The organism is Pseudomonas sp. GW821-FHT01A09, assembly GCF_058986725.1.
In genome coordinates this window covers 103,783-121,490 of record NZ_JBYSWB010000007.1, presented here as the reverse complement: position 1 = coordinate 121,490, position 17,708 = coordinate 103,783, and the positions used below count along the sequence as shown (strand labels likewise).

At 61.9% G+C, this 17,708-nt stretch carries 16 protein-coding genes; 7 read left to right on the top strand and 9 right to left on the bottom strand.

Annotation, left to right across the window (positions count from 1 at the left end; translation table 11 throughout):
- Positions 1-20: 20 nt before the first annotated feature.
- The 3 genes from alc to AC3WJP_RS10930 all read left to right on the top strand — a co-directional run bounded on the left by alc (position 21) and on the right by AC3WJP_RS10930 (position 2,936).
- The gene (gene alc / locus AC3WJP_RS10940) at positions 21-1,013 is read left to right on the top strand and encodes an allantoicase (RefSeq protein ID WP_493721281.1); all 993 of its coding nucleotides are present in this window, start codon (positions 21-23) and stop codon (positions 1,011-1,013) included.
- A 164-nt stretch (positions 1,014-1,177) separates the two neighbouring features.
- On the top strand, positions 1,178-1,681 hold the full coding sequence (locus AC3WJP_RS10935; protein WP_493721280.1) for an ureidoglycolate lyase: 504 nt from the start codon (positions 1,178-1,180) through the stop codon (positions 1,679-1,681).
- Between the two features lie 466 nt (positions 1,682-2,147).
- Positions 2,148-2,936, top strand: a complete 789-nt coding sequence (locus tag AC3WJP_RS10930; protein ID WP_493721279.1) for an outer membrane protein OmpK — start codon at positions 2,148-2,150, stop codon at positions 2,934-2,936.
- Between the two features lie 74 nt (positions 2,937-3,010).
- Here the strand turns inward: AC3WJP_RS10930 and AC3WJP_RS10925 are convergent, their stop codons facing one another.
- The 3 genes from AC3WJP_RS10925 to AC3WJP_RS10915 form a co-directional block, all read right to left on the bottom strand.
- A complete protein-coding gene (locus AC3WJP_RS10925; protein ID WP_493721278.1) occupies positions 3,011-4,228 on the bottom strand; it encodes an aminotransferase-like domain-containing protein in 1,218 nt (405 codons plus the stop codon).
- A 134-nt stretch (positions 4,229-4,362) separates the two neighbouring features.
- The gene (ptuB, locus tag AC3WJP_RS10920) at positions 4,363-5,016 is read right to left on the bottom strand and encodes a retron Ec78 anti-phage system effector HNH endonuclease PtuB (RefSeq protein WP_493721277.1); all 654 of its coding nucleotides are present in this window, start codon (positions 5,014-5,016) and stop codon (positions 4,363-4,365) included.
- Complete coding sequence (locus tag AC3WJP_RS10915; RefSeq protein ID WP_493721276.1) at positions 5,003-6,460, bottom strand: AAA family ATPase; 1,458 nt, start codon at positions 6,458-6,460, stop codon at positions 5,003-5,005. The genes ptuB and AC3WJP_RS10915 overlap by 14 nt, the downstream gene beginning before the upstream one ends.
- A gap of 234 nt (positions 6,461-6,694) precedes the next feature.
- Between AC3WJP_RS10915 and AC3WJP_RS10910 the strand changes: the two genes are divergently transcribed.
- Positions 6,695-7,597 carry a LysR family transcriptional regulator gene (locus AC3WJP_RS10910; RefSeq protein WP_493721275.1) on the top strand — a complete coding sequence of 301 codons (903 nt, stop codon included), beginning with the start codon at positions 6,695-6,697 and terminating at the stop codon, positions 7,595-7,597.
- Positions 7,598-7,680: 83 nt separating this feature from the next.
- Here AC3WJP_RS10910 and AC3WJP_RS10905 read toward each other — a convergent pair whose 3' ends face one another.
- The 3 genes from AC3WJP_RS10905 to AC3WJP_RS10895 form a co-directional block, all read right to left on the bottom strand.
- Positions 7,681-8,460, bottom strand: coding sequence for a substrate-binding domain-containing protein (locus tag AC3WJP_RS10905; RefSeq protein WP_493721274.1), 780 nt, complete (start codon positions 8,458-8,460; stop codon positions 7,681-7,683).
- A 130-nt stretch (positions 8,461-8,590) separates the two neighbouring features.
- Entirely contained in the window at positions 8,591-9,886 is a 1,296-nt protein-coding gene (locus AC3WJP_RS10900; protein ID WP_493721273.1) for an MFS transporter, read from the bottom strand.
- A gap of 286 nt (positions 9,887-10,172) precedes the next feature.
- Positions 10,173-11,090 carry a DUF808 domain-containing protein gene (locus tag AC3WJP_RS10895; protein ID WP_493721272.1) on the bottom strand — a complete coding sequence of 306 codons (918 nt, stop codon included), beginning with the start codon at positions 11,088-11,090 and terminating at the stop codon, positions 10,173-10,175.
- 174 nt (positions 11,091-11,264) lie between these two features.
- Here AC3WJP_RS10895 and AC3WJP_RS10890 point away from each other — a divergent pair, with 174 nt between their 5' ends.
- The 3 genes from AC3WJP_RS10890 (at position 11,265) to AC3WJP_RS10880 (ending at position 15,430) form a co-directional block, all read left to right on the top strand.
- Positions 11,265-11,873 (top strand): TetR/AcrR family transcriptional regulator, encoded by a 609-nt coding sequence (locus AC3WJP_RS10890; RefSeq protein WP_493721271.1) that lies wholly within the window; start codon positions 11,265-11,267, stop codon positions 11,871-11,873.
- A gap of 170 nt (positions 11,874-12,043) precedes the next feature.
- Positions 12,044-13,078, top strand: coding sequence for a sulfate ABC transporter substrate-binding protein (locus AC3WJP_RS10885; RefSeq protein WP_493721270.1), 1,035 nt, complete (start codon positions 12,044-12,046; stop codon positions 13,076-13,078).
- 327 nt (positions 13,079-13,405) lie between these two features.
- On the top strand, positions 13,406-15,430 hold the full coding sequence (locus tag AC3WJP_RS10880) for an acyltransferase family protein (RefSeq protein WP_493721269.1): 2,025 nt from the start codon (positions 13,406-13,408) through the stop codon (positions 15,428-15,430).
- A 102-nt stretch (positions 15,431-15,532) separates the two neighbouring features.
- Here AC3WJP_RS10880 and AC3WJP_RS10875 read toward each other — a convergent pair whose 3' ends face one another.
- The 3 genes from AC3WJP_RS10875 to AC3WJP_RS10865 all read right to left on the bottom strand — a co-directional run bounded on the left by AC3WJP_RS10875 (position 15,533) and on the right by AC3WJP_RS10865 (position 17,623).
- Positions 15,533-16,168, bottom strand: a complete 636-nt coding sequence (locus AC3WJP_RS10875) for a hypothetical protein (protein ID WP_493721268.1) — start codon at positions 16,166-16,168, stop codon at positions 15,533-15,535.
- A gap of 80 nt (positions 16,169-16,248) precedes the next feature.
- Entirely contained in the window at positions 16,249-17,007 is a 759-nt protein-coding gene (locus AC3WJP_RS10870) for a molybdopterin-dependent oxidoreductase (RefSeq protein WP_493721267.1), read from the bottom strand.
- On the bottom strand, positions 17,000-17,623 hold the full coding sequence (locus AC3WJP_RS10865; protein ID WP_493721266.1) for a cytochrome b/b6 domain-containing protein: 624 nt from the start codon (positions 17,621-17,623) through the stop codon (positions 17,000-17,002). Before AC3WJP_RS10865 ends, AC3WJP_RS10870 begins: the two co-directional genes overlap by 8 nt.
- Positions 17,624-17,708: the final 85 nt, after the last annotated feature.

Below are 17,708 nucleotides of genomic sequence, written 5' to 3'. Positions count from 1 at the left end.
TTGATTCGAGGCCACGTCCAATGAAAACCTACGCCGCACCCTTCGAAAAATACGTCAACCTGGCCGATGCGCGCCTGGGTACCAAAGCGTTGTCGGTCACTGATGATTGGTTCGCCGACGTCAACCGCCTGTTCCAGCCCACCCCGGCGGTGTGGAAGGAAGGCGTGTTCGACGACAACGGCAAGTGGATGGACGGCTGGGAGTCGCGCCGCAAGCGTTTCGAAGGCTACGACAGCGCAGTGATACGCCTGGGCGTGGCCGGCTCGATCAAGGGCGTCGATATCGACACCTCGTTCTTTACCGGCAACTTCCCGCCGTCGGCCTCGCTCGAAGCCTGCTTCGTCGCCGAGGGCGACCCGACCGAGAGCACCCAGTGGGTGGAAATCCTCCCGGCGGTCGAACTGCAAGGCAACAGCCATCACTACCACGCCATCAGCGACGCCCAGGCGTTCAGCCACCTGCGCTTCAACATCTATCCGGATGGCGGCATCGCCCGCTTGCGCGTCTATGGTGTGCCGCACCGCGACTGGTCGGCGGTGGATGCCAGCGAGCAGTTGGACCTGGCCTCGTCGCTCAACGGCGGTCGTGCTCTGGCCTGCTCGGACGAGCATTACGGCAGCATGGGCAACCTGCTCAATCCGGGTCGCGGCGTGAACATGGGCGACGGCTGGGAAACAGCCCGCCGTCGCACCCCTGGCAATGATTGGGTGATCATCGCCCTGGGCCATGCCGGCGTGGTCGAACAGGTGATAGTCGACACCCTGCACTTCAAGGGCAACTACCCGGACAGCTGCTCGATCCAGGGCGCATTCGTCAAAGGTGGCACCGACAGCCAGATCGAGACCCAGAGCCTGTTCTGGCGTGAACTGCTGCCCAGCCAGAAACTGCAGATGCACCAGGAACACAGCTTCCAGGAGCAGATCAAGGACCTCGGCCCGATCACCCATATCCGTCTGAACGTCTTTCCCGATGGCGGTGTAAGCCGGCTGCGGGTGCTGGGCAAGGTGGTTTGAATCGCAAGCCATGATCAACCCCTGTAGCGAGGGGGCTTGCCCCCGAAAATGTCCCAGACGCAACCTTCGCTCATGGCTGATATTTTCGGGGGCGAGCCCCCCCGCCACAGCGTCTTACGTGCACACGCAGTTGACCTCCATCATCCCCTCAAGAGCATTGCGCAATGCGTACCCTCATCATCGAACCCCTCAGCAAAGCCGCCTTCGCGCCCTTCGGTGATGTCATCGAAACCGCTGGCAGCGATCACTTCCTGATCAACAACGGCTCGACCCAGCGCTTTCACCGGCTGGCCGATGTCCATACCGCAAGCCCTGAAGACAAAGCCATCATCAGCATCTTCCGCGCCCAGGCGCTGGCGATGCCCTTGACAGTGCGCATGCTCGAACGTCATCCGCTGGGCAGCCAGGCGTTCATGCCGCTGCGGGGCAAAGCCTTTTTGATCGTGGTCGCGCCGCTCGGCGATGCACCGCAGTCGAGCCAGGTACGCGCCTTCATCAGCGATGGCCAGCAAGGCGTCAACTACCATCGCGGCGTGTGGCATCACCCGATCCTGACCATCGAGCAGGAAGATGATTTTCTGGTGGTCGATCGCAGTGGCGAGGGGAATAACTGCGATGAGTTTTTCTTTGCCGAGCAGGACCTGCTGTTGTTGCCCCGCCTGGGCTGATTCGTTGATCCGATCGGCCCCTTCGCGGGCAAGCCTTGCTCCCACAGGTGCATGACTCAAGACCGACCAACTTTGTGGGAGCAGGGCTTGCCCGCGAAGAGGCCCGCACTGCTTGCACACCATCTGAACAATCCCCCTCTAAAAAACCTGTCCGAACGCCCCACTTTTGGGAGCGATGCGCCGTAACGGAGCACCGTTAGAACTTGCCGAGTATTCTGACCATTCAGTCAGGTTAAATACGTGACTATTTATATCGGCAAGGCACCTTCGAATCAGACCGTTTGGACAAAATACCCCCGCAAAACCCCATTCCAGCAACATTTTGTGACTTTGGCCCGCCTCTTGCTATCTGAACTGCGCAACGAAGAATCTGACCGAGCGGACGACTTTGAAAGTTCCCGGTATAAGGCGCCACTACAGAGCGCCGCCCTTAATAAGCAAACTCATTTCACCTGGGAGCAATTGAATGAAGCGCACTCTTTCGAGCCTGATGTTGGCGGGCACGTTGGCATTGGCTGCGGGTCAGGCCATGGCGGGCGACTGGCTGCAATGGCAGAGCAACAGCCTGACCTATCTGTGGGGCAAGAACTTCAAGGTCGATCCGGAGATGCAACAGACCTTCACCTTCGAGCACGCGGACAGCTGGAAGTATGGCGATAACTTTCTGTTCGTCGACAGCATCACCTACCCCGGCAAGACCACCAGCAACAACGGTCACCACACCCTCTATGGCGAGTTCAGCCCGCGCCTGTCCGCCGGCAAGATCCTGGGTCAGAAGATCGCCTTCGGCCCCGTCACCGACGTGCTGCTGGCAGCCACCTATGAATTTGGTGAAGGCGACAACGAGTCCTTCCTGATCGGTCCTGGTTTCGACCTGGCGATCCCCGGCTTCGATTACTTCCAGCTGAACTTCTACAACCGCACCAGCCGCGGCCCGCGTCCGGGTGACCATGTCTGGCAGATCACCCCGGTATGGTCCTACACCATTCCGGTGGGCCGCTCCGATGTGCTGATCGATGGTTATATGGACTGGGTCGTCGATAACGACAAGAACAGCCGCGGCGAATACCACGCCAACTTGCACTTCAACCCGCAGGTCAAATATGACTTGGGCAAAGCCATGGGCTTTACCCCACAAAAGTTGTATGTAGGCTTCGAGTATGACTATTGGAAGAACAAGTACGGTATCGACAGCACTTCAGGCTTCGAGACCAATCAGAATACGGCGAGTGCTTTGATTAAAGTGTTCTACTGAACAATGATTTCGGGGGCAAGCCCCCTCGCTACAACGTGTTCCCATGTAGCGAGGGGGCTTGCCCCCGAAAATTCTCAGCAACCCAATACTTCGAACGCCCGCCGCAACCGTTCCAATCCCTCCTCGATCACCGCCACCCCCGGTGCCGCGAACGACAAGCGAATACTGCTTGGGTCCGGCGCATCGGCATAAAACGCACTGCCCGGCACGAACAGCACGTTCTCCTTGATCGCCTGCTGCAACAGCGCTTGCGCGTCCACCCCGTTGCGACAGCGCCCCCACACGAACATCCCGCCTGCCGGTGGCGCCACATCCAGGTACTGCGTCATGCCTTGCAAGCCGCCAAGCATGGCCTGGCACTTGGCGCGATAACCGGCCACCAGCGCCGGCAAGGCCCGATCCAGCGCCCCACTGGCCAGATAGTTGGCGGCAATGCGCTGCGTCCAGGGCGAAGTGCACAGGTCGCTGGTCTGCTTGGCGATCAGGCAGCGCTGGCGCACGGCTGCCGGCGCGATCATCCAGCCCACCCGCAGCCCTGGCGCGAGCACCTTGGACAGGCTCGACAGATGAATCACTCGCCCCGCCGCACCCGGCACTTGCAGCGATAATTCCAGCAACGATGCCACCGCCTCGCCCGCGAACCGCAGTGCGCCGTAGGGATCATCCTCGACCAGCAGCAGATCGTGCTGCACCGCCAACTCCAGCAGCTTGAGGCGGCGGCGCAAAGGCAAACACGCGCCGGTGGGGTTGGCGAAGCTCGGCACGCAATACAGCAAGCGAATCGCCCCCCTGGGTCGATCGGCCAACTGCGCGGCCAGCGCCTCGGTATCCAGCCCCTGCGCATCGGTGGCGGCGCTGAGCATGCGCATGCCGGCCAGGCGCAGCGCCTGCACCGCAGCCGGATAGGTCGGGCGCTCGACCAATACGCTATCGCCGGGGTTGAGCAGCACCTTGATCAACAGATCGAAGCCCTGCTGGGACCCGGTGGTGACCACCAGATCATCGGCGCCGATCTTCACACCTCTGCTGGCCATCACTGCCACCAACTGCTCGCGCAAGGCCGGCAGCCCCTCGGTCGCGCCGTATTGCAGGCAATCCAGCGGGGTGTCGCGCAGCGCCTGTTCGCTAGCCTGGCGCAGTGCCGCCTGATCGAAAAACTCCGCCGCCGGGTAACCGCCGGCGAAGGAGATCATCCCGGGTTGCGACAGGTACTTGAACAGCTCGCGGATGGCCGAACCGCTGGGGTTGGCAAAGGCAGGGGTGAAGCGGTAATCAGGCGCCAGGTCGCTCATGTCGGTCTCGATCGGGGCAAAGACTGGAGTATCGACAGGGGCGCGGAGCAGGACAAGCGAGGAAAAGGCAGGACGTCATGCGGTGGGGGCATGATGGGGTAGTGCGGTCAGGGTAACAGCGTGGTCTTGAGGTCTTACCCACTCTGGCGGGTGAGCACATGCCTGATTGCTGTCGCGTAGGGCAGATGTGCAGTATCTCGTACCTCTTGCGCCAGTTCCTCTATCCAACCCTGGTCATCGGGATATGCTTCGGCATATTCAGCGAACACTTCCATAGTCTGGATATAGCCATAGAGCTCTACACGACGGATCTGATTCAAAGCCCCATCCAGCGCAAGGATGCGGATCGTTTCGCTGGCGCGAAGGTGATCTGCCGCACCAAGGCCCGCTCGTGGCTGAACGGTGCCTCCAGGCGTGAATACCAGAAAGTTGTCAGGGTCTTCGATATCAGGCTTGATCAGTATTTGCGGCGGGTATGCGCCGCATTTGTCCTTGGCCTTGCCGCAGGTTCCTGCACGATTGCAGGAGCCGAACAGATTACTCCAATCGAACGTGCCCTGAGGATAGGACCCGCGTTGACGGAAGTGCTCGATATGACGATTGCCTTCCACCATCGGTCCCTCGCAGTAAGCGCATCTAAGCCCTTGCATGAATTCCAGCGCGTGCCAGATGCTCTGACGTTCCTGGTGTGTGGTGGCGCTCCAGGTGTCACGGCCATGCCGGTAACGCTTCAAGCATGAGGGCGATGCGGGTTGTCGATTCAGAAGCCGCACCTTACCGCTCCCCATTGCCGAAATTACGCGGCAATCTTTGCTTGATACCCTGTAAACGAACCAGCCGGTCGCACTCACGAATGATGGGATGATCTGCTCCGAAATGAGCCTCCAACTCAGCTCTCAACACATGCCCCTCTGGCTGGTCCTGAAGGTCCTGCTGGATCAGCGCCTGATATTCTGCAACCCAAACGGCCTCGGGCACATCCGGCACCGGGTCGACGCCCATGATACGAGCCAGCAGGTCGGAACTCGCGACGCCACGTGTCTGCCAATGCGGCTCGGTCACCGTCGTTATTCGGTTGGCAGACTCAGGATCAATTTCAGTACGCAATATTCGGACGCAGTTCGAGGACACCGTACTCAGCACCTGAGGACTATGGGTGGTCACGATGAACTGCATGGCAGGAAACGCCTGGGCCAGATTAAGTAGCACTACCTGCTGCCATTCAGGGTGCAAGTGCATGTCGACTTCATCTATCAATAACACCCCTGGCGTCTCTCGTGCTGCCTGCGCACCAAGGTGGCCATTGAGTTTGGTCGCGCGGAATGCAATATCGGCCACCATGCCGATCATGTTGCGAATACCGTCGCTAAGCCACTCGACTGGCATTTCACCCAGCTGATCATGGCGAGCAACCAGCGTGTCCCGGGTAAACGAATACTCGATACCACCCCAGCCTGCTGGCTGGATACAGGTATTCACCGCGCTACTGACTGAATGGATGTAGTCGTCGAATTCAGTTTTTGTAACACTGACTCCCGCTTCAAGCGCCTTGAGCTGGGCACCCTTCGCGTTCAGGCTCCAGTAACGGAACCACTGCACAAAGGATTTGTAGCTTGAGGCCGGATCAAGACAGTCCGTATAACCAACAGTCCTTGACGTACGCTGGATGTTCTTCGCGTCGGTCAGTTTGTTCTGTTGCCACAGTCGTCCAGTACCGTAATACGCGATCAGCGGAAGGACGACATCAGTGTCTGGCGTGCGAGCAGCCTCTTGCATGCGCTTGCCGTAGTCGACCAGCTCTTTGGCATCCTTGATGGAGGATTTGGATTTGGTCGAACTGGCGAGGTGACGACTCCAGATGGCCGGAATTGAATCAGCGGATATTGAATCCACCAAGCTTTCGGGAATGACTCCCTCAGCCTTGATCCACGCTCCTTGAGAAGCTGACTCCATTTCATTGGTGACGGTTTGCCGAGCGCGAAATTGGCGAATGTCGCTAGGTTCGAGGTGCTTGCCCACGGCCTCGTCAAAAGCCCCGACATAAGGACCGAAGGCTATTGCAATGGCATCAAGGATTGACGTCTTGCCCGTGCCATTTGCAGCAACGAGCACGGTCAACTGCGAGTGGAAGTCGATATCAAGCGATTCAAAGCAGCGAAAGTCGCGCAGCCGCAACGCGGAAAGCCGTAGCGAATTTCTTGCGGCCTTCGCCATGTTTTTCCGCGTGCCCATGCAAACTCCCGACTGGCGCCAAAAGACTCTAGTCTACCTGTTGACTGCCTTGCCGCGCAGCATCCCGCATAGCCTGACAATGAACGTGCTCATGCGCTGGCCGCCGCGCGCAATTTAACATCCCGCACGCCAAGCCCTCTCCCGGCCCAACCCTCCCACACGCCTCACAAATCATCCAACACATCGATTATCATCACTGATGCGCCCCATCTATCAATCTGGCCCCCCTCCCCCATGGCAATCAACTTCGACCTCAACGACCTGCAGGCCTTTCGTGCCGTGGTCGATCATGGCAGTTTCCGCAAGGCCGCCGATGCCATTCTCATCTCTCAGCCCGCCCTGAGCCGCCGCATCGAGAAGCTTGAAGCGGCGCTGGGCGTGCGCTTGTTCGAGCGCACCACGCGGCGGGTCAGCCTGACCCAGGTCGGCCGCGCGTTCGCGCCCAAGGCCGAGCGTTTGCTGGATGATCTGGACGATGCCTTGATGGGCATCAGCGATGTAGCCTCGACGCGCATGGGTCAGGTGTCGGTGGCCTGTGTGCCGTCGACGGCGTATTTTTTCATGCCGCGAGTGGTCAAGGCGTATCACCAGCTGTACCCCAGGATCCGCCTGCGCATCATCGACTCCAGCGCCCACGACGTGCAGGGCGCGGTTGCCACTGGCGCGGCGGACATCGGCCTGACGTTCATGGGCAACCTGAACCGCGAGGTGGATTTCGAGCCGCTGGTGCAGGAGCACTACGTGGTGGCCTGTCGTCACGATCACCCGCTGGCGGGGCGCGAGAGCGTGACCTGGGAGGAGTACTGGAGCCACGACTACATCACCGTGGACCGCACTTCTGGCAACCGCTTGCTGCTGGATCAGGCGCTCGCGCACCTGACGCCGCAGCGCCCGAGCATCTGCGAGACGCGCCACGTGGTGACCATGGTCGGCCTGGTGGAAGCCGGGCTGGGGATCGCCGCGGTGCCGGCCATGGCCCTGCCGATGGGCGAGCACGCGACCCTGACCAAGGTGCCGCTGGTCGAGCCGCAGATCATGCGCAGCGTCGGCTTGATCAAGCGCCAGGGCCGGGCACTGAGCCCGGCGGCGCTGGAGCTGGAGCGGTTGATTCTGGAGATGAAAGCACCGTTGGAGTGAGCGAGGTTGATCTGCAGCGGCTCGACTCGGAGTGTCAGTCATGTTGATGGCGCTGGTGAGCTTTTCGGGGGCGAGCCCCCTCGCTACAGGCGGGCGGTGACCGAATCCAGCCCGGTGTCGCGCACTTGCGCCTGCACTTGCGGCGACGACAGGTACTCCAGCAGCGCCTTGGCTTCCTTGGGGTGCGGGGCGTTGGCGGGAATGGCGGCGGCAAAGCGCGTCACCGACTGCAGGGATTCGGGGATCTTGTCGACGAAGGTCGCGCCCTTGACCGGCAGCAATTCGCTGACCTGCTGCAGGCCCAGTTCATACTCTCCCGCCGCGACCTTCTCGGCCACCGGGGTGCGCTGGACCATGTGCTGTTTGTCCTTCATCTGCGCCGCGATGCCCATTTTGGCGAACATCTCCTTTTCCACATAGACACCGCTGGCGCTGTCCGAATAGGCCACCGACTGCGCCTTCAACAAGGCCGCCTTGAAGGCCGACGGGGTGTGGATATCCGGCTTGGGCGCGCCATCCTTGACCACCATGCCGATCCGCGAATCCGCCAGCTCGACCCGCGAGCCAGGGAGGATCTTGCCTTGCTTGATCAGGTCGTCGAGGGCATAGCCGACCATGATCACCACATCGGCCTGTTCCCCACGGGCCAGGCGGTTGGGAATGGCTTCGGGGGCCTTGCCCATGGACGGGCCGAGGATGGTGTCGAGGGTGTCACCACTTTTTTGCGCGTAGCCGGGGGCGAGGATCTTGTAGGCGGCGGTGAAGCCACCGGAGGTCATGACCTTGAGGTCGGCGGCCTGAGCGGCCACGGCAAGGCTGGCCGCCAGGGCGCCGGCAGCGAGTTTGAGCAATAAGGGTTTCATCGCAAGGTTCTCTTTTTTATTGTGAAGATGATGTAGCGAGGGGGCTTGCCCCCGATGGGCCTGACCTGCAATGCGCGGTGTCAGTACCGGCCTATCGGGGGCAAGCCCCCTCGCTACAGGGGACCGGATCTCAGGCAGCGGCGCTGAGCTGGGCGTTTTTGGCGCGGCGATAGATGTACAGCGTCGCGATCAAGGCACAGGCGGCGGCGAAGCTCATCCAGTAGCCCGGCGCGGCCTTGTCGCCGGTCTCGTGGATCAACCAGGTCGACATCGCCGGGGTGAAGCCGCCGAAGATCGCGGTGGCCAGGCTGTAGGCCAGCGAGAAGCCCGCCACGCGCACTTCCACCGGCATGATTTCAGTCAGGGCCACGACCATGGCACCGTTGTACATGCCATACAGGAACGACAGCCACAGCAGCACCACCAGCATGCGCGAGAAGCTCGGTGCGGCGGCCAGGTACGACAGCGCCGGGTAGGACGTGGCGATGGCCAGCACGGTCATGCCCACCAGCAGCGGTTTGCGGCCGATACGGTCGGACAGCGCGCCGCCGATCGGCAGCCAGATGAAGTTGGAGATGGCCACCAGCAAGGTCACCAGCAAGGCGTCCGAGGTGCTCAGGTTGAGCACGGTTTTGCCGAAGGTCGGTGCGTATACGGTGATCAGGTAGAACGCCGTGGTGGTCATGGCCACCATCAGCATCCCGGAAATCACCAGGCGCCAGTTGGTCAGCAAGGTCGCGAACACCTGCTTCATGGTCGGACGAACGGTGCGGTTCTTGAAGTCCTCGGTTTCGGCCAGCTTGCGACGCAGGATGAAGATGAACGGCACGATCACGCAACCGACCGCGAACGGAATCCGCCAGCCCCAATCGGCCACTACACTGGCGCCCATCCACTGGTTGATGCCATAGCCCAGAGCGGCCGCGACCACGATGGAGATCTGCTGGCTGGCGGACTGCCAGCTGACGTAGAAGCCCTTCTTGCCCGGTGTGGCCATTTCCGCCAGATACACCGACACCCCGCCCAGTTCCGCGCCGGCGGAGAAGCCCTGCAGCAGGCGACCCAGCAACACCAGCAACGGCGCTGCCAGGCCGATGGTGCCGTAGCCCGGCACCAGCACGATCAGCAAGGTACCGCTGGCCATGATGCTCAAGGTCACGATCAGGCCCTTGCGACGGCCGACGTCATCGATATAGGCGCCAAGGATGATCGCGCCCAACGGACGCATCAGGAAGCCCGCGCCGAACACGGCAAAGGTCATCATCAAGGAGGCGAATTCATTGCTCGACGGGAAGAACGCCGCGGCAATGTAGGTCGCATAGAAGCCGAACAGGAAAAAGTCGAACTGTTCCAGAAAGTTACCCGAGGTCACACGGATAACGGCACCGACTTTCGACGGGCTCTGGGTGGATGGGCTGGTGCTCATCAGGGGGTCTCCAACGCTGTTGTCTCGCACGCGGTCACGGGCGGGTTTTTATTGGGGTCGGATACTGGCGCAGTGCCTCAAAAATGATAAGTGCATATTTATTATAGATTGATGTTAAAAAACTATTAATAAATGTTTCAAACGACACCAATGACCGTCGCGCAAGGGCCAAAACGTCGCAGCCTGCGCTGGCTGCGGGCTGGCGGCCACCCTCAGAAACCGCGTCCCAGAGCGGCTGAGTCATCGGCTAAGAAATCTCGGGGCGGGGCCAGAAACGGTCAAAAATTTACCGACGAACGGTCTTTATCAGCTTGCCGCCCAAGGCGACGGCGCCCAGCACCACTGCGCCGGCGACGATTCCGAATAGCGCATTGACCAACGGTGGGACAACGCTGGCCAATATCCCGCCCAACCCAGCGCTGAATGCTTCGACGGCGTGATGCAACGGCCCGATGCCATGCACCAGTATCCCGCCGCCTACCAGGAACATCGCCGCCGTGCCTACCACCGAGAGGGTCTTCATCATGTAAGGCGCGGCGCTGAGGATCGCTCGGCCTATGCCCTGCGCCGCCGCGCCGGGTTTCCTGCTTAGCCACAGGCCCAGGTCGTCGAGCTTGACGATGCCAGCCACCAGACCGTACACGCCGATGGTCATGACGATGGCGATACCGCACAGCACGATGATCTGCTGGGTCAACGCCGAGTCCGCGACGATGCCGAGGGTGATGGCAATGATTTCCGCCGAGAGGATGAAGTCGGTGCGCACCGCGCCCTTGATCTTGTCCTGCTCGTAGGCCACCAGATCGACCTGCGGATCGGCCACTGCCTGAGCCAAGTGGCCATGGGCGGCCTGGTCTTCTTCAGCACTGTGCAGGTACTTGTGCGCCAGCTTCTCGAAGCCCTCGAAACACAGAAAGGCACCGCCGACCATCAACAGCGGCGTCACCGCCCACGGGATGAAGGCGCTGATGGCCAGAGCCGCTGGCACCAGGATCGCCTTGTTGCGAAACGAGCCCTTGGCCACGGCCCAGACCACCGGAATTTCCCGCTCGGCGCGCACACCGGTGACCTGCTGGGCGTTGAGCGCCAGGTCATCACCGAGCACCCCTGCGGTCTTTTTGGCGGCCAGTTTGGTCATCAGGGCCACGTCGTCGAGCACTGCGGCGATGTCGTCGAGCAATACCAGCAGGCTGCTTGCGGCCATAGAGATGAGGTCCTTTCAGGAGAATGCGCCAAAGGCGGAGCCTGCAAGCATACCGCGCCTGTGGATAAATCGCTGCCTTGAGCGCCGCGCGAGGCCGGTGCTACCATGCCGCTCCGTTCGCCAAGGCCCGGCGTTGCCGGGGCCGAGGCCACCGCCACAGGAATGCCGGGCCACATGAGCAGTATCCGCGAGCGCAATAAAGAGCTGATCCTGCGGGCGGCCAGCGAAGAGTTCGCCGACAAGGGTTTCGCCGCCACCAAGACCAGCGACATCGCCGCCAAGGCCGGGGTGCCCAAGCCCAACGTCTATTACTACTTCAAGTCCAAGGAAAACCTCTACCGCGAGGTGCTCGAAAGCATTATCGAGCCAATCCTGGCGGCATCGACCCCGTTCAACGTCGACGGCGACCCGAAAGTGGTACTCAGCGCCTATATCCGCGCGAAGATCCGCATCTCCCGCGACCTGCCCTTCGCCTCCAAGGTGTTCGCCAGCGAAATCATGCATGGCGCGCCGCACCTGGCCCCCGGCCAGGTCGAGCAGCTCAATGCCCAGGCTCGCCACAATATCCAGTGCATCGAGCGCTGGATCGAGCGCGGCGCCATTGCCCCGATCGATGCCCAGCATCTGATGTTCAGCATCTGGGCGGCGACCCAGACCTACGCCGACTTCGACTGGCAGATCGCCGTGGTCACGGGCAAGGCGCGTCTGGAAGAGAGCGATTACGAGGCGGCGGCGCAGACCATCATCCGCATGGTGCTCAAAGGCTGTGAGCCGGATAAGTGAACCCCTGTAGCGAGGGGGCTTGCCCCCGAAAATACTGTCCGATATTTCGTTGTGACAGGTATGCCGCCATCGGGGGCAAGCCCCCTCGCTACAGGGTTGTTAGAGGTTATAAGGACAGACGCTTTGGTTATTTCGGCCGCGCGTTCGCGGCGGCTATAGTCGCTGGCATAATGCTGCCACTTAACACCCACAAGGACGCCCCACCAGTGAACAAATTGTTAACTGCCACCCTGCTGGCCGCCGGACTCTCGCTCGCGGGCGTCGTCCAGGCCGCGCAACCAGCGCTGCTCAACGTTTCCTACGACGTGATGCGCGATTTCTACAAGGATTACAACGCCGCATTCACCAAGCACTGGAACGCCGAACATCCCGAGCCGGTCACCGTGCAGATGTCGTTCGGCGGCTCCAGCAAGCAGGCACGCTCGGTGATCGACGGCCTGCAGGCCGATGTCATCACCATGAACATGGCCACCGACATCAACGCCCTCGCCGACAACGGCGCACTGGTGCCCAAGGATTGGATCACCCGCCTGCCGAACCACAGCGCCCCGTTCACCTCGGCGACCGTATTCATCGTGCGCAAGGGCAACCCCAAAGGCCTCAAGGACTGGAACGACCTGGTCAAGGATGGCGTGCAGGTGATAGTGCCCAACCCCAAGACCTCGGGCAACGGCCGTTACACCTACCTGTCGGCCTGGGGTTATGAGCTCAAGCAAGGTGCCGACGAAGCGCATGCCAAGGACTTCGTCGCCAAGCTGTTCAAGAACGTGCCGGTGCTCGATACCGGCGGCCGTGGCGCGACCACGACCTTCATGACCAACCAGATCGGCGACGTGCTGGTGACCTTCGAGAACGAAGCCGAGATGATCGCCCGCGAATTCGGCCGCGATCAGTTCGAAGTGGTCTACCCGAGCGTTTCCGCCGAAGCCGAGCCGCCCGTGAGCATGGTCGACAAGGTGGTCGACAAGAAAGGCACCCGGGCCCTGGCCGAGGACTACCTGAAGTACCTCTGGTCGCCCGAAGGCCAGAATATCGCCGCCGAAAACTACCTGCGCCCGCGTGACCCGGCGGTGCTGGCCAAGTACAAAGACCGCTTCCCGAAAGTGGACTTTTTGTCCGTGGAAAAGACGTTCGGTGACTGGCCAACCGTGCAGAAGACCCACTTCGCCGACGGCGGGGTGTTTGATCAGATCTACAAGCAGTAACCGTGAATTCGGCTTGATCGCGATAGGGCCGTGATGGCCTCTTCGCGGGCAAGCCCTGCTCCCACAGGCGTACAACCCCGCATTGTGGGAGCAAAGCTTGCTTGCGAAGGCGTCAGAGCTGCCAACCTATCACCCCAGATACAATCACGTTACATATGGACAACACTGCCCGCCTGGGGTAAAAATTCGCTTACAACGCTCGACCCTTCTCGCACCACCCCCTTCTTCTCTACGAATCTCGTCAGGCGGTAGCCTGCCCGCGCGCCAGCCGTGTGCCTGCGCGCGCGATCATTCCTGTCCAGCACCACAGCCACGGGGCCGTCGCACATGAGCGCACGTCATCACCCTGCTCTGCACTATCGTCCGGAAATCGACGGCCTGCGCGCCTTGGCGGTGCTGCCGGTGATGTTGTTCCACGCGGGGTTCGGCCTGTTCGGGGGCGGCTTCATCGGGGTGGATATCTTTTTCGTGATCTCCGGCTACCTGATCACCACGATCATCCTCGCCGAGCTGCAGGCCGGGCGGTTTTCCCTGATCACCTTCTACGAGCGCCGGGCGCGGCGGATCCTGCCGGCACTGTGCGTGATGATGCTGGTGTGCGTGCCGCTGGCCTGGCACTGGCTCGACCCGCAGGATCTGAAATCCTTCGCCAAAAGCCTGATCGCCGTGCCGCTGTTCTCGTCCAACCTGCTGTTCTGGCGCGAAACCGGCTATTTCGACACCGGCGTCGAGCTCAAACCGCTGCTGCATACCTGGACCCTGGCCGTCGAAGAGCAGTACTACGTGCTGTTCCCGTTGCTGCTCATGGCCGGCTTCAAACTGGGCAGGCGCTGGATCGTACCGCTGCTGGTGCTGCTCGCGCTGATCAGCCTGGCCCTGGCGCAACGCGGCGCGCAAGCGGATTCCTCGGCGGCCTTCTACCTGCTGCATGCCCGCGCCTGGGAGTTGCTGGTGGGCTCGTTCATCGCCTTTCATTACGCACGCAACCCGCTCGCCCAGGATGCGCCCGTCACGGCGTGGCAGCAGTTGGGTGCCGTGGCCGGGCTGGGCCTGATTGCCTTCGGCGTGTTCGGTTTCGATCGCAGCACGGTGTTCCCCGGGCTCAACGCCTTGGTGCCGACCCTGAGCGCGGCGCTGGTCATCGTCTGCGCCCGGCAGCACACCTGGGTCGGCACGCTGCTGGCGAGCCGGCCGCTGGTAGCCATCGGGCTGATCAGCTACAGCGCCTACCTGTGGCATCAGCCGGTCTTCGCGTTTGCCCGCAACAGCAGCCTGGTGGCGCCCCCGCCGCTGACCATGCTGGCGCTGACCGGGTTGTCGCTGGTATTGGCGTGGCTGAGCTGGCGTTTCGTCGAGCGCGCCTTTCGTGATCGCCAGCAGGTCAGCCGCGGGCAAATTTTCCGCTACGGTGCCTTGGCGTCGGTATTGTTCATCGGCCTGGGCGCAAGTGGTTTTCTCGGCAACGGCTTTGCCAATCGCTTCAATGTCGACCCGGCGCTGATGAGCGCTTTCGACGACCCGGACATCCGCAGCGCCTGCGACGTCAACTACGACGGCCAGGGCTGGGGTATCGATTTCTGTTTTTTCGGTACGCCCAAGGCCCAGGCCAGCAGCGCGGTGGCGGTGTTCGGCGACAGCCACTCCGAAGCGCTGCTGCCGGCGTTCGACAGCGCCGGCAAACGCCTGGGCGTCAATATCGCCCACCTCGGCGTCGGTGGCTGCCCGCCGCTGCTGGGCGTGGACGTGGTGGTCGGCAACTACAGCCCCGGCGCCTGTGCCAATCTGGCCCAGCGCCAATACGACTACGTCAAGCGCAACGGCATCAAGAAGGTGATTCTGGTGTCGCGCTGGACGCTGTACACCGATGGCGATTACGACCATGAGCGCATGACCGGGTACTTTCTGGTCAGCCCCGACAGCCAGGCACGCAGCAAGCAAGCCTCGCGGGCGGTGTTCGCCAAGGCGCTGGAAGCCACCATCGATGCGTATCGGGCGCTGGGCGTGCAGGTGCTGGTGGTGGCGCAGGTGCCGCAGCAGTTGGCCAACCCGAAGAATCTGTATTACCGCCTGGCGCGCGAGACCGCCGAGAGTCCGGCCGAAAAACAGGCGACGGTGAACGCGCTGTCGGTGTCGCTGGACAAGCATCGGCAGCTGCAGCAATACACTCGTCAGCTGTTCGCCCTGGATGATCGACAGCGACGGATTCGCCTGGTGAGCCTGGATGACGCGCTGTGCCAAGGGCAAAGCTGCCTGATCGGCGATCAGGATTCGTACTACAAGGACTACAACCATCTAAGCGCCAAAGGCGTGGCGCGGGTGAGCGGGGACATTGCGCAGATGCTGACGCAGTAGCGGGCTTGCACTGTAGCGAGGGGGCTTGCCGCCGATAGCGGTCTTCAGCGACGGGGAGCCGCCGGCACGATTTTTCGGGGGCAAGCCCCCTCGCTACAGGTGTTACATCGGTGGCTTGACGCCATCCTTGCCCGCCGAGACGAACTTGGCGCTCAAGCTGCCATCGGCGTCTTTCTGCGCAAACAGGACGATCTTCACCCCCGGCTTGAGCAGGCTGCGATCACCAGGCAGCAGGTTGACGATCGGCACGTCTTCGGGGACGAACACCTTCTTGTCGCCGCCTTTGTAGGTCAGGGTCAAGGTGCGGCCGTTGGCAACTTTGAGGTCGCCGACGCTGCCGTTGGTCATGGTGCTGTCCTTGGTCAGGTCGAAGGCGCGGTGGCCATCGCCGGTACCGGCCATCGCTGGCGGGAACACGTGGACTTCAAGGGCCTTGAGGGTGCCATCGGGCTGCGGTATCGCCGCCGTACCGATATAGCTGCCTTGTTTGATCTCATCGATGCTGCCCAGGGTCACGGCGCGCACCTGCACATCGTCGCTCAGGTGCACGGTGAGGTCTTCGCCACGGGTGGTGTGGACCTTGAGGTCGTTGCCATCCAAAGCCGTGATCGCGCCGCGCACGCCTTGCGGCGCGGGTGCATCGGCGGCGCTGGCAAAGCTGCTGCCGAGCAAGGCGGTGGCGGTGAAGGCACACGCCAGGGCAGTCTTGTGAAACAGGGTTGAAAGCTTGGTTTGCATGAGGTTTGGACCTTCTTGGTTGAGTTTGAGAGCTTCGAGCATAGAGGCCGTACGCGCCCCTGGTGGTTCCATAGCCAACATCAGATACCGCTGAACCAGTTGTAGCCTTGATCCTCCCAATAGCCGCCGGGGTACTGGTTGGTGACGAAAATCTCGCCGATATGCTTGGGGTTCTTGAAGCCGAGCTTGGTCGGCACCCGCAAGCGCAGCGGATAACCGTAGTCCGGCGGCAACGCGACCTTGCCGAAGTCCAGCGCCAGCAGGGTCTGCGGGTGCAGCGCAGTGGCCATGTCGAGGCTCGAGTAATACTTGTCCGCACACTTGAAGCCGACGAAGTTGGCCGTCAGATCCGCGCCGATGTGCTCCAGAAAGGTTCGCAGCGGCACTCCGCCCCACTGGCCGATGGCGCTCCAGCCTTCGATGCAGATCAACCGGGTGATATCCGTGCGCTGCGGCAGAGTGCGCAACGCCTGCAGCGTCCAAGGCGCCTTGTCGCGCACCAGCCCCGAGACTTCCACGCGGTAGTCGTCCAGGTCGATATCCGGCACGTTGTACTCGGGATAGAACGCATTGAACGGGAACGGGTGGGTGATGCGCGCCTCGCTGTACACCGGCGCCAGGCGCTGACCGCTGAACAGCCAGGCCTGGACCTTGTCGTTCCAGCGCGACATGGCCCAGAGCAATTTGTCGACCTGATCGCCATCCTGCAGATTGCAGCCGCTGAGCATCGACAGCGCGCCCAGCGTCAGGCCGTTGCGCAGCAGCAAGCGGCGCTCGAGGTTGACCAGCTCGGTGCGCTGCGCCGGCTCCAGCTTGAGCGAGGGCTTGCGTTCAGTCATGGGCATGATCCTGGTCGACAGCGCCTGGCTGCCGGCCGCCGCTGATCATCGGCCAGAACGTGCGCGGCACCAGCAGCACCAACAGCAAGTGCACGAGGACGAACGCCGCCACGGCGCTCATGGCAAAAAAATGCACGTAGCGCGCCACGTCGAAACCACCGAACAGCGCCGCCAGCCAGTACAGCTGCACCGGTTTCCAGATCGCCAGCCCCGACGCGACCAGCAGCACGCCAGCGGCCAGCACGGCGCAATACATCAGGCGCTGCACGGCGTTGTACTGCCCCAGTCGATGACCCAGACGCAGGTGCAGCGCATCGTTGGCCTCGCGCAAGACGCTGCCCAGCGGCTGCAGGCGCAATGCCCGCCAATGACCGCTGGCCAAGGTATAGATGAGGTACAGCAAGCCATTGACCAGCAGTACCCACATCACCGCCAGGTGCCAGGCGATGGCGCCACCGAGCCAGCCGCCCAACGTGGCCCAGGCCGGAATATGGAAAGGGAACAGCGGCGAGGCGTTGTAGATGCCCCAGCCACTCATGAACATCCCGACCATCACCAGCGCATTGAGCCAGTGGGTCAGGCGAACAGGCAGCGGGTGGATACGGCGCACGCTCATGAGCTTTCCTTGGGTGTCGGTGCAGTGTGGACTGAAGCAATGGACAACTGAATACGCAACACGTCACCGCGACGCAATCTTCATG